General features: G+C 61.0%; 12 protein-coding genes. 7 read left to right on the top strand and 5 right to left on the bottom strand.

Annotated features, from left to right (window positions below; all coding sequences use genetic code 11):
- The first annotated feature begins 440 nt into the window (after nt 1–440).
- Nucleotides 441–893, top strand: coding sequence for a hypothetical protein (locus tag ACTJK6_RS17420; protein ID WP_260803191.1), 453 nt, complete (start codon nt 441–443; stop codon nt 891–893).
- Between the two features lie 155 nt (nt 894–1,048).
- Nucleotides 1,049–1,435 carry a hypothetical protein gene (locus ACTJK6_RS17415; RefSeq protein WP_260803190.1) on the top strand — a complete coding sequence of 129 codons (387 nt, stop codon included), beginning with the start codon at nt 1,049–1,051 and terminating at the stop codon, nt 1,433–1,435.
- Between the two features lie 47 nt (nt 1,436–1,482).
- Here ACTJK6_RS17415 and ACTJK6_RS17410 read toward each other — a convergent pair whose 3' ends face one another.
- The 3 genes from ACTJK6_RS17410 to ACTJK6_RS17400 all read right to left on the bottom strand — a co-directional run bounded on the left by ACTJK6_RS17410 (nt 1,483) and on the right by ACTJK6_RS17400 (nt 5,584).
- Nucleotides 1,483–2,145: a Crp/Fnr family transcriptional regulator gene (locus ACTJK6_RS17410; protein ID WP_232039155.1), complete on the bottom strand. Its 663-nt coding sequence runs from the start codon at nt 2,143–2,145 to the stop codon at nt 1,483–1,485.
- 513 nt (nt 2,146–2,658) lie between these two features.
- Nucleotides 2,659–3,666, bottom strand: a complete 1,008-nt coding sequence (locus ACTJK6_RS17405; RefSeq protein WP_440839659.1) for a GGDEF domain-containing protein — start codon at nt 3,664–3,666, stop codon at nt 2,659–2,661.
- 856 nt (nt 3,667–4,522) lie between these two features.
- Nucleotides 4,523–5,584 carry an SDR family oxidoreductase gene (locus ACTJK6_RS17400; RefSeq protein WP_440839658.1) on the bottom strand — a complete coding sequence of 354 codons (1,062 nt, stop codon included), beginning with the start codon at nt 5,582–5,584 and terminating at the stop codon, nt 4,523–4,525.
- A gap of 112 nt (nt 5,585–5,696) precedes the next feature.
- Between ACTJK6_RS17400 and ACTJK6_RS17395 the strand changes: the two genes are divergently transcribed.
- A complete protein-coding gene (locus ACTJK6_RS17395; protein WP_440839657.1) occupies nt 5,697–6,602 on the top strand; it encodes a LysR family transcriptional regulator in 906 nt (301 codons plus the stop codon).
- A gap of 115 nt (nt 6,603–6,717) precedes the next feature.
- On the top strand, nt 6,718–7,662 hold the full coding sequence (locus tag ACTJK6_RS17390) for a chemotaxis protein (RefSeq protein ID WP_092971204.1): 945 nt from the start codon (nt 6,718–6,720) through the stop codon (nt 7,660–7,662).
- A 45-nt stretch (nt 7,663–7,707) separates the two neighbouring features.
- Here the strand turns inward: ACTJK6_RS17390 and ACTJK6_RS17385 are convergent, their stop codons facing one another.
- Both ACTJK6_RS17385 and ACTJK6_RS17380 read right to left on the bottom strand, forming a co-directional pair.
- Nucleotides 7,708–8,220, bottom strand: coding sequence for a hypothetical protein (locus ACTJK6_RS17385; RefSeq protein ID WP_440839656.1), 513 nt, complete (start codon nt 8,218–8,220; stop codon nt 7,708–7,710).
- Nucleotides 8,221–8,307: 87 nt separating this feature from the next.
- Nucleotides 8,308–8,952 (bottom strand): TetR/AcrR family transcriptional regulator, encoded by a 645-nt coding sequence (locus ACTJK6_RS17380; RefSeq protein ID WP_232039217.1) that lies wholly within the window; start codon nt 8,950–8,952, stop codon nt 8,308–8,310.
- Nucleotides 8,953–9,091: 139 nt separating this feature from the next.
- Here ACTJK6_RS17380 and ACTJK6_RS17375 point away from each other — a divergent pair, with 139 nt between their 5' ends.
- From ACTJK6_RS17375 to ACTJK6_RS17365, 3 genes are all read left to right on the top strand, one after another.
- On the top strand, nt 9,092–9,523 hold the full coding sequence (locus ACTJK6_RS17375; RefSeq protein ID WP_232039218.1) for a YybH family protein: 432 nt from the start codon (nt 9,092–9,094) through the stop codon (nt 9,521–9,523).
- A gap of 72 nt (nt 9,524–9,595) precedes the next feature.
- Nucleotides 9,596–10,027: a VOC family protein gene (locus tag ACTJK6_RS17370; protein WP_232039219.1), complete on the top strand. Its 432-nt coding sequence runs from the start codon at nt 9,596–9,598 to the stop codon at nt 10,025–10,027.
- A gap of 430 nt (nt 10,028–10,457) precedes the next feature.
- On the top strand, nt 10,458–11,906 hold the full coding sequence (locus ACTJK6_RS17365) for a DHA2 family efflux MFS transporter permease subunit (protein WP_440839655.1): 1,449 nt from the start codon (nt 10,458–10,460) through the stop codon (nt 11,904–11,906).
- The last annotated feature ends 129 nt before the right edge of the window (nt 11,907–12,035 follow it).

The raw sequence follows: 12,035 nt of genomic DNA, 5'->3' as shown, positions 1-12,035 counted from the left end.
CGGTGGGGCTGCTGGAGCGACGTCTGGCGATGCCGGGCGCGGCTCAGTAGGCTGCGCAAGCGAAAGTCCGCCGCAGCCCGTCGATGCCAGGAAGAACAGCCAACCAGCTGCTGTTCGTTTTGTCACTTGTAATGCGTAATGCATGCGTGGCCTCCGTTGCGCTCCCGTGGGCGGAAGCAGCCGGCATGCCAGGGCTCTTCGCCGGTGGGCGCGGAGCGATTGGCTTTCCGGGCAACGGAGGCGGTCGGCCATTTCTGCAATAGAGGGGAAAAAGGGACGATCGGCGGTCTTGGAGCGCTGGATAATCGCGAGCGTCATTTCTCAGGTGCTGCGCGACAGATCCAGAGGTTGATCTGTATCAGCCAACGAAGGCCGGCGTCGGCTTACCGTGGAGTGCTATTAGAAAGAGCCATCCAATAGGCTGAAAACGGGGAAACGTCATGCTTGAACAACAACCAGATGAGGTGGTCGCCGCCACGCTTTGGGAACTGGAGTCCTCAGTGTCCCGTGCGTTAGCCAGAGGGGCCCTCGTCAATTCGACTCGTGCCAATTGCGGTGGCTACGACGTGGCAGCGAAGTGGACCATGTCTACAGCCCGTGGCAATCGGCAGGAATGCACGTTGGCGGTGCATTTCAGTGTGGCTGAGGCCAAGGCGTACTGCCGATTCAATCATCCAAGACGGGAAGAGATCTGTCGGCGGGTGAGCGAATGGCTGTCCGTCCAGTTGGAATTCCACGGCGGAGAACAGTGCGCAGACACGGGCTACGACCTGGTGCTCACCGTGCCAAACGGCTTCTTTCTTGATGAGAGAGACGCCATTCGTGTGGGGCGGCAGGATCGAGAACACGATTTTTCGCTTCATCGGGGCGCATCCCTGCCGCCATTGACGTGAGCGGCAGTTCTATCCGCAGGTTCTTGACGTGTGTCTGCCCACCGATCTGCCTTCTAAACGCCGGTTGATTGTGCGCCGTCAAGGCACAGGGGTGCGCAGCAGCTACCTTCGAATAGCGGCCCGAGAGTATGGGCGCGCGGAACTGCGGAGGTCTTATGCGCGAGCGGATCAACGAAGCCGAAAGGACTTGTCTACGTGAACTCCAAGATGCGCTAGCAGAAACGCTGCCTCGTCGGGCCGTCTTGCGGCTTGAAGGCGATGAACTGGGCGGAATCGATGTACACGCGTGGTGGATCGTAGAAGGCCCGCGAGGCGACAAGCAGGTCAATTCATTTTCATTTCACCTGACGGAGTTGATGTTGCAGATCTACTTTCACCAGTCGATCGACGCTCGAGCAAGTACCTGCGGGCGATTGAAGGATTGGGCGAACTGGGCGCTCGAGGGCGCGGAAGAGACTGGCGACAACGATATGGGCTTCGATATCTGCGCGCTTGTGCCGGGAGGCATCTTTCGTCCGAGCGTCGATTTACAACGGTCCTGATGGCTCTTTGCGTCGGTATTCACGAGCCAACCCGCAAGCAAACGATCTTAGAAGGCACGATTTTTCTGAACACCTGCCTGTGAGACCGTCGCCAGCCCCTGGATGTCCAATATCTGAATTTCGCGATGATTGACCCGCAAAATGCCCTCGCGCGCGAGCGAACTGAAAATTCGACTCACGGTTTCGAGCTGCATGGCTAGGTGCTCGGCAATCTCTTCGCGACTCATGCGCAGAATAATGTGCCGATCGGAAAAGCCCCGCTCTTTCAGGCGCTCCGAAAGATCGAGCAAGAAACTGGCGACGCGTTCCTCCGAGCGCATGGATCCGAGACAGAGCATCAGCCGTTGTTTGCGGCCGATGCGCGCGCTGAAGATCTGCGTAACCAGTTTTTGAATCGCACCTTCTTGCTGTGCTAACTCGGCAAGGTGCTTCCACGATACGGCGCACACCTCCGAGTCTTCCAATGCAATCGCGGTTGAGGTTCGGGTATCCGATTCGAATCCATCCGCGCCGAATATGTCGCCGCTCAGGTAGAACGCGGCAATCATCTCGCGGCCTTCGGCTGTGCCAAGCGTCAGCTTGAACGTACCGTATTTCACCGCGTAGATTTCATCCAGGGGATCGCCGGAGCGGAAGATTGACTCGCCTCTCTTTACCCGGATTTTTCGCTGTGCGATGTCTTCTACCAGCGCGGCTTCACGGGCGTTCAAACCGCGCGAAAGGCAAAGGTGACCGTTCCGACACGTGGTACAGCCTTGATTGGGGGCGCTCTCGGACATGGGGGGCATTTTGGGGGGAAGACAATGGTGTTATCGGCCGCCGCTCAGAGAACTTCATGTTGCCACGTCAGATATCGGATACATGCCCTTACGCGCGCGCGGTCATTCGCGCCTTTCGGTGTGATCGGTCAGTCGCGGCGCGCAAATTCGTTGCGCAGGTGTGTCGAGATATCGGGGGGGAGTTGGCTTACGATTCGCGCGAAAGATCTCTCAGCCCTGCCACGTGGCTCCATGTGCCTGGAAGACAGTGACGTTGTCTATTCGACAGCAGGTGCACTAGTGAACCACCCCCCCTTAGGGCAGTAGACTTTTTCTCATGGGATGACTTGAAATCAATGCGGTGGATGTCTTCGCCTGTTCGGGCCGTTAAAGATCCGGCAACGGCAGCGGATCGCATTTGGAAGCGAGCGCGTTTTCCGCTCCCCCACCATCTCACAGGACCTGCTAGTCGGAGAACACGGTGTGGTTCTTGCCGACGGTCTTCGCACGATACATCGCATTATCTGCGCGGCGCATGATGGCAGGAATGTCGAGCGGTTTGCCTCCCGTGCCGGTTGAAAACAGATAGACGCCGATGCTGGCCGACACAGAAACAGGATGTCCATCAACGGTTTGAATCGCATTCAGTACCGACTGGACATCATCTGCAATGGCTTGGGCGTCTGTCTTGCTATCAAGGTCGCGCGCCAGAATCACGAACTCGTCGCCTCCCAAGCGGGAGAGCGTATCGCCCCGACGCATGCGAGCTTGCAAGGCTTGGGCAAAGCGTTGCAGCAGCAAGTCTCCTACTCCGTGCCCATATGCGTCGTTGACTTGTTTGAACCCGTCCAAATCAATGAGCAACAGGGCCGTTCGTTCCGCTTCGCCATCATGACCACACAGTACGCGCGCGATGGTCTTCTCAAGGCTCTTGCGATTGCTCAGTCCAGTCAAAGGGTCGGTAGCGGCTCGCTTCTCGAGCCTGTTGACCAGCACTGACAAATAGATCGAGGTTGCGGTAACACCAAAGGCGATGCCTAGCGCGGCGGAAAAGTTCTCTTGCCACCACGGCGCCCATCGCATGAGCGCTGCAATGCCAGCAAGCGCGACAGTGCAGGAGAGTGCCAACATGCGTTTGCCATGGCGACATCCTGCGCCTACCAAAAACCAGAAGAAGGCCCAGAGCATGGGCAATGCTATCCGGCCGCCTGCGGCAAGAATCATCACCACCGAAGCCTGGTCCATGACGGTGGTTGTGACTAACCGTGTGCGCGATGGGCCGGACAGTGCATTGACAGCTATATACGTACCGACGCTGAATACGACATAAAAAAGACATGCCAATAGCGTTCGGTGGGCCTCAGGCGTTGGTTGGATGAACGCAACGACTCCATAGGCCAGGAAGGGCAGCGGGCCCAGGTAGATCCGCAACAGCGCTTGCTCATACTCCGGCAGCCTTTCAACGGCGCTCAAACGCCGGGCTCCGCTAACACCAAGTAAATCTGCCCATCTCATATCAACTCGCAAGCCACAACCTTTCTCCTTTTAGTCGAGTGTAGTTGAAGCACAGGCGCTGAAGTTCATCTGCCGACGTAGTGAATTGGTGGGGTTGCGCACGCCTGCAGACGCGGCCTGTTTACCCCCGGGGTCCAGCCGCACGTGCGATTTCCTCAGCAGTGCGAGTTCGTCAGCGATTTCGTCCGATCGGGAGCGCGTCGAGGCGATGCGAGACAGCCCTGAATACGTTCGCGAAGGGGCCTTCTGATCATTCGAATCCCGTCCAATTTGAAGCGGCAAGTCCTGTTGTCGGGCGCGCCGCCATTTGTCTCGAAACGGTCAGCGGCGACAGCGTGAACAGTATTCTCCCGGCTCTGCTAGATTTTCGAGCCGTTTGCGAAGTCACGCACGCTGCTTCGAAGGAGAGCGTATCGCGGCGGACTGAAGGTCACCGAAGAGTGAGACGTCAAGACAAAAGCCGGCCATTGGCCGGCTGTTTTTGCCCGTCGGTTTTGCGACCGTTTGAGGACTCGCGCGTTAAGATGCGCCGCGCCGATAAAGCATAACGTGGCCGAACGGGTAAACAACCATAACCTGTCCAAATGGCCACTTTATGCTTAACGGCACAGTTTTGTTGATCCTCAATAAATCATGAGATGGTGGGACGTACAGGATTTGAACCTGCCTGCCTGCGTCGGTAAACCGTCGCCGCTCGACCCATGAGCTACCGTCCCGCCTTCACTATATCGACCCTTCCTGTGGAAACCCGAGTCGGGACATCCCCCTAGCCGGATCGGTCAGTGCATCGTCCCCGAGGAGGCATCCGGACGCTCTACCCCGGAATGATGCTGCGCTGGCGCAAGTCGTCGAAGATGCGCATGAACATCGCCTCCGTCTCCACGTATTCGTGAAAGCCAAAGCGGCGTGCCTTGGAGCCGTCGCCGAACATGTCGTAATCCCACGAGAAGACGAAGTCGGCAAAGCGCCACGAAGACACATCGCGGTAGGGCGTGTTCGCCAGGCCATGCTTGGCGATCATGCTCTGCCAGAGCGGCGCCTTGTCGGCCATGACGGTGTCAAGCGACAAGGGCAGCGGTGGGGCGACTTCCAGGTCAAAGTACCGCGCGATCTTGGGCCACATTTCGCTCCAGCGGAATAGGTCACCGTTGTTGATGTTGAAGGCCTGGTTGGCGCAGCGCGCGTCGGTGGCGGCCCACACGGTGGCGCGGGCGAGCAGGCCGGCATCGGTCATTTCCAGCAGGTGGTCGTAAGCGCCGGGTTTCCCGGGAAAGCGCAGCGGCAGGCCCAGTTCTTTCGAGATCGACGCGTACATGGCGATGGCCACGGAAAGGTTCATCGGATTGCCCAGCGCAAAGCCGCCGACCACCGACGGGCGCATTGCCGACCATGTCCACGCCTTGCCCCCCTGTCGTGCTTCCAGGAAGGTCTGCTGATCGAACATGAATTCGGGCGGCATGAAATGCGCATCGGTTTCACGTGCCGGGGTTTTGAACGGCCCGAGGTGGCCGCCGTAAACCTTGTAGCCCTGCATCAGGCTGATGTGCGTGAGATGTGGCGACGCGGCTTCCAAGGCGTCGACCACATTGGTCAGCATGGTGAGGTTGGGCGGCACCAGTTCAGCCCAGGTCGGACGATCCTGAAAGGCGGCGTAGAAGATGTGGGTAACGTCGCCAAGCGCGCGGAGCTTGGCGCGCGTGCCGGCCGCGTCGAGCAGGTCGACGGCCACATGTTGGATGCGCTCAGTGGATTCTCCGCCGCGGCGCGACAGGCCCACGATGCGCCAGTCGTCCAATGTGGCGAGGTGCTCGATCAGGTTGCGGCCGATCACGCCTTGTGCGCCCACGACGAGCGCGACTTTGTTCTGTGCAGTCATGTTGGTGTTGGGTTGAGCCCAACGCAGCGATGGCAATGGCGGCCAGTATGAGAACGATCGAATCTGTGCGATAGACTGCCTGCAAGCACAACATCTATGAATTGAAATCACAATGTCGCGGCTTGATGTCAATCGCTTTGGCGAAATGGAAGTCTTCGTGCGGGTGGTGGAAGAGGGCGGTTTCTCCGCTGCGGCGCGCGCTTGCCGGATGACGCCATCGGCGGTGAGCAAACTGGTCGCGCGGTTGGAAACCCGGCTGGGCGCGAGGCTGGTGAACCGTTCCACCCGGCGCTTTCAACTCACGCCCGAGGGCATGGCGTTTTACGAGCGCAGTGTGACGGTACTGGCCGATCTGGAAGAGGCCGAGCGCGAGGCTTCCGCCGGGGCGCAGCCTTCGGGGCGATTACGCATCAATGCGAATGTGCCGGTCGGCACGCATTTGTTGCTGCCGATTGTGCCGGCGTTTCTGGCATGCCATCCGGAGGTGTCGCTCGACATTGCGCTCACGGATCGCGTGGTCGATCTGCTGGAAGACCGCACCGATGTTGCGCTGCGCAGTGGTCCGCTGAAGAGTTCGCGGCTGGTGGCGCGCAAGCTGGGGCAGACACGCTTGATGGTGGTGGCGTCGCCGGCGTATCTGGCACGCGCGGGCACGCCACGCACGCCGGCTGATTTAGCAAACCACAATTGCCTGGCGTTCAGTTACGTTCGCGCCGGCAACGCCTGGCCCTTTATCAAGCGCGGTCGCCGCACCGAATTCACCCCACACGGCAACACGCAGCTCAGCGATGGCGAGGCGCTGCGCGCCGTAGCGGTCGCTGGCCTGGGTTTGGCGCGCCTGGCCGAGTTTCAGGTGCGCGCCGATCTGGAGGCGGGCCGTCTCGTCCCCGTCCTGGAGGATTACAACCCGGGCGAGACCGAAGACATCCACGCCGTCTATGTCGGTCAGGGAGCGCATCTGCCGGCGCGCGTGCGGGCATTTCTCGATTTTCTGGTCGCGCACCTAAAGGTTGCCTAGGCTTGTGTTTCCCCACGCAGGAAGGGCGCGGCCTTCACATTCGCAAAACCCCTTCAAGTTGCCAAACGCCGTGCCGTTTACCGCCACATAACGTGTGCTTGAACGGGGGAAGACAATGTCGCAGCACGAAGTTGATGAACGGACCAATCTGACAAACAACAACCGTTTTGAACTGTTGCTGTTCCGCCTGGGCGAATCTGCGCGTTCCAATCAGCGCGAAATGTTCGGCATTAACGTCTTCAAGGTGCGCGAGATCATGGTCATGCCGCCCGTGACGCATGTAGCCGATGCTGGCGCCCATATCCTGGGTGCGGTCAATGTGCGCGGCCAGATTATTCCCGTGATCGACCTTGCCAGCGTGATCGGCACCAAGAACGGCAATGCCAACATCCTGCTGATTACCGAATACGCGCGTTCCACCCAGGGCTTTGCGGTGGAAGAGGTGGACGAGATCGTGCGCCTGGAATGGAGCCAGATCTTCCCGGCCGAGGCGAGTGTGGGCAGCAGCAACATCACCAGCCTGGCGCGCCTGGACGGCAACGCCGACAACTCGCGCCTGGCGCAGGTGATCGACGTTGAGCAGATCCTGGTGGATGTGTTCCCGACGCGCCGCACCGATCTGGCGCCCGACAATGACGAGCGTCCGATCAAGCTGCCGCCGGGCGCCAAGCTGCTGGTTGCGGATGACTCCGGCCTCGCGCGCTCGCTGATCGCCAATGGCCTGGAAGCGATGGGCACACCATACGTGATGACCAAGAGCGGGCAGGAAGCGTGGGATACGCTGCAGAACATCGCGCGCGATGCCGCACGCGAAGGCAAGACCGTGCGCGACAAGATCGCGCTGGTGCTGACCGATCTGGAAATGCCAGAGATGGATGGCTTTACGCTGACGCGCAAGATCAAGACCGAGCCGGCGTTCCAGTCGATTCCGGTGGTGATCCACTCGTCGCTGTCGGGCTCGGCCAACGAAGACCACGTACGCCGTGTTGGCGCCAACGGCTACGTCGCCAAGTTTGAAGCCAACGAACTCGCGCAGGCTATCGCTTCTGCGCTGGGCTAAGCCCTGAAGCCCTGGCGGCGTGCAATGCGCCACCAGGGCTGTGTATCACTTGCGGCTCTGGTGATCGCCGCCAAGCGGGTCGACGACGATCATGGTGCGATCGAGCACGCCGTTGTCGTCGAAGAGGGCGTTGAAGTGCGCCTGCTGATACCCGAGCACGTACATCCGATATGACCACGCCTCCCGCTTCATCAGAGGGTAGTACTGCGTCGGCTCTTTCGGTGAGCCGAAGCGCTCAAGCACATCGCGTTTGGTCCACACACCAGGGCGTGCCTCGTAGATTTCCTTTTCCGTCAGCATCTGCCGATAGTTGGTGAGCTTGCCGCTGGCATCAAAGTCGGCGGCATAGACTTCGTGCCCCATCGGCTGCTTGGAATAGATCCAGCGGTGCGTGCCGTTTGCCAGTTGATACGTCTCGGTGGGCGCGCCAAAGGTCTCGCGTACGGCACTTTCGGGCTGGCCAATCATCTTTTGTGCTGTCTGGATGGGTGAGAGCGACGCGCATGCGCTCAGCACGAGCGCGGCGGCGCCGATCCATCTGCCTGGTCGCATCTGCATGGTGATTCTCCGGTGTGTGTGGCTTGTGCTGATGGTAAACACTTTGGGTGCGGGCAATATTCCATCGGCCCGCCGGTCTGGCAGTCTCTACAGGCCGTTTTCCACCATTTCCACCACACGCAATGCAATGGCGCCGGTCTGCTCGGGCGGGCGCCCGCGCAACGGCCCATCAATGATGAGCAGGGCCAGCCCGTGCACCGCCGACCACGCGAGGTATTCGGCGCCCGGGCGGCGTTCGGCCGGCAGTACGCCGGCAGCGGTCATCCGGTCCAGCGCCAGGCTCAGCAACTGGAACGGGTTCAGGCCGCTATTGCCGGCCTTGGCGGGGTCCGCGTCGTTTTCTACTTCATCGGGCACCGCAAAGGCTGTGCGAAAGAGGCCGGTTTCCGACTGCGCAAACCGCAGATAACCCACGCCGATGGCGCGTAGCGACGCACGTGCGCGCACATCCTCGGGCCACGTTGGGTCGATGGCATCCAACTCCGCTTCCATGGCGCGCGCCAATGCGGCCAATGCCTCTGCCCGGACGGCCTGCAGCAGGTCCTGTCGCCCCGCGAAATGCCGGTAGGCGGCATTCGGCACCACGCCCGCGCGGCGCGTGGCTTCGCGCAGCACGATGGCGTCGGGCCCGCCCGCGCGCGCCAGTTCAATGCCGGCGTCGAGCAACGCACGCCGCAAGTCGCCATGGCGATACGTGGTGCGCACGGGCGGTCGGGGTGGTTCCTGGGTCATGCAATGCAACTCCGCAAGTTCTATGTGGACACCGTCCATTATGTCTGCTACTGTTTGTGGACAGTGTTCACAATTCAACCGTAGGCGCTGCTTCGCAAATTTCCAAGCCTTTATTGCGACAGATCTTTCGGAGGCCAACATGACCCTAGCCACAGCTGCAACGGACGATGCAGCGGAGCTCCGCACGTTGATCGACGCATGGGCTGCCGCCGTCCGCGCCAAGGATATCGACGCCGTCATGCGTCATTACGCGCCCGACGTAGTGGTGTTCGATGTGATGCCGCCGCTGTTCGTCAAAGGTGTCGACGCATACCGCCGCAACTGGCAAAGCTGGTTCGATGCGCTTGAGGGCCAGGCCGATTTCCAGTTCGCCGAGCTGCATCTTGAGGTGAGTGGCGATCTGGCCTATTGCTTCAGCATCAATCGCCTGCGTGCGCGCTATCGCGACGGTGCGAAGCACGATGCACAGACGCGCGCCACCGTGTGTTTCCGCAAGCGCGATGGTCGTTGGCAAGTCGTGCACGAGCATGCGTCGGTGCCGATGCCGGTGCCTGAACCGGCGTGCGGCTGAGCGAGGTTTCCCCCGACCGCGTGGCGCAATGCGCGGCTTTGCAGTCCCCCGAGTCCACCCCAAGGAGTTGTGATGCAAGTTCAACCGTATCTGTTCTTCGAAGGTCGTTGTGAAGAAGCGCTGGAGTTCTACAAGAAAACGCTCAGCGCCAAGGTCGATGTCGTGATGCGCTACAAGGATGCGCCCAAGGATGCGCAGCCCACTGCCGAGCAATGCGGCGGCGTGGCGCCCCCGCTCGACAAGGTGATGCACGCCGCCTTCCGCGTGGGCGAAACCCAGATTCTGGCGTCCGACGGCATGGCCGGCGGCAAGACGGATTTCAAGGGTTTCGGGTTGTCCGTCAGCGTGCCCGACAACGCCACTGCCGAGCGGACATTCAAGGCACTCGGCGAGGGCGGACAAGTCACGATGCCGATGTCCGAAACGTTTTTCGCCAACGCATTCGGCATGGTGACCGACCGCTTTGGCATCACGTGGATGGTGATCGCGCCCAAGCCGATGTAATTGCTGCAATGCGTGTGCAAGCGGCCACCGGGCGGTGGCCGTGCTACGCAAAATCGTAGGAAGCTTGCCTTGGCGCAGGGCGATGGTCCGGTGCTAGACTGCGCGATCACCGGGGCCTTACCAATATCAACGAAACCACCCCCTTGGTGACGACCGGCTGGTCTGGCCGCGACCCTTTGTCTGGCCCACGCAAAGGCGTCCAATTCACGTGCTGCCCCATCTGCCGGAGCGCTCTTCATGCTGAAGATCATTGCGTTGGGCATCGTCGTTGCGATGACCGCTGTGCCGGGCACATCGCCAAGCTGACGGGCCTTTTTCTGTATGAACGCGATGGCCGGCAAGGGCTTTGAAGCCGGTCTCGCCAACCTTAAATCGGCTGCGCAATTCTGAGCGACATCCAGGCGCAGCAGCCAAGCATAGGAGTGACTCCATGACGCATGGCATCGACGAACGCAAGCGCTGGCTTGCCCTCATCGTGCTCTGTCTGGGCGTGCTGATGATCGTGCTGGATACGACCATCGTGAACGTTGCGCTGCCGTCCATCCAGGCAGACCTGGGCTTTACCGAAACCTCGCTCGTGTGGGTCGTCAACGCCTACATGCTGACCTTTGGCGGCTGCCTGCTGCTGGGTGGTCGGCTGGGCGACCTGTTCGGACATCGCAAGGTGTTCCTGCTCGGGCTCACGCTGTTCACGCTGGCGTCGGCCGCATGCGGGCTCGCGAATTCGCAAGGGCTGCTGATCACGGCGCGCGCCGTGCAGGGGCTGGGCGGCGCGGTGGTGTCGGCGGTGTCGCTGTCGCTCATCATGAATCTGTTCACTTCGCCGGCGGACCGCGCCAAGGCAATGGGCATCTACGGCTTTGTGTGTGCGGGCGGTGGCAGCATCGGCGTGTTGCTCGGTGGCTTGCTGACGAGCACGCTGAGTTGGCACTGGATCTTCTTGGTCAACCTGCCGATTGGTGTGGCGGTATACGCCGCGTGCGTGGCGTTGTTGCCTGCGGGCAAGCCGTTGGCCGACCGTACGAAGCTGGACGTGGCGGGTGCTATTGCCGTGACCGCATCCCTGATGCTGGCGGTGTACGCCGTCGTGCATGGCAACGAAGCCGGTTGGACGTCCACGCAAACGCTAACGCAGCTGGGCATGGCCATTGCGCTGATGATCGCGTTCCTGATCATTGAATCTCGCGTGTCGCATCCGTTGATGCCGCTGCACATGTTTGCTCTGCGCAACGTCGCTACGGCCAACGTGGTGGGCGTGTTGTGGGCGGCGGCGATGTTCGCGTGGTTCTTCATCTCGGCGCTGTACATGCAGCGCGTGCTCGACTACAGCGCCATGCAGGTGGGGCTGGCCTTCCTGCCGGCCAACATCATCATGGCGGTGTTCTCGCTGGGTTTGTCGGCCAAGCTGGTGATGCGCTTCGGCATTCGCGCGCCGCTCTCGGTGGGTTTGCTGGTGGCAGGCATTGGGCTGGTGCTGTTTGCGCGCGCGCCTGCGGGCGGCAGCTTTGTGCTGGACGTGCTGCCCGGCATGCTATTGCTGGGCTTGGGCGCCGGTGTCGCATTCAACCCGGTGCTGCTGGCTGCCATGAGCGATGTGGCGCCGGATGAATCGGGCTTGGCGTCGGGCGTGGTCAACACCTCGTTCATGATGGGCGGCGCATTGGGCCTCGCCATCCTGGCAAGTCTGGCTGCCGGGCGCACCGAAGGTCTGGCTGCGGCAGGGGCCGATGCCACGACCGCGCTGAATGGCGGCTATCACCTCGCGTTCCTGCTGGGCGCGGTTGCAGCGGTGCTCGGCTCGGTGCTGGCGGGCGTGTTCGTGCGCACGCGCGCGCACGGAGCGGCGCAGGACGAAGCATCGTCGGCAGCGCCAATTTAAGTCGCTGGAAAAGAAGAGAGGGAAGGACGCACCGCATGTCTCAAACGAGGCATGCGGTGAAACCCGTTATTGACCGACCGGTCGGACGGTTTATAATCGATCCATCCAAAACACGGCGCGCATGACGTG

The sequence above is a fragment of the Ralstonia sp. 22086 genome, assembly GCF_052045975.1.
In the GTDB taxonomy this organism is placed as follows: Bacteria; Pseudomonadota; Gammaproteobacteria; order Burkholderiales; family Burkholderiaceae; genus Ralstonia; species Ralstonia wenshanensis.
Note: the sequence above shows the minus strand (reverse complement) of the source record. Positions and strands in the feature narration are given on the sequence as shown.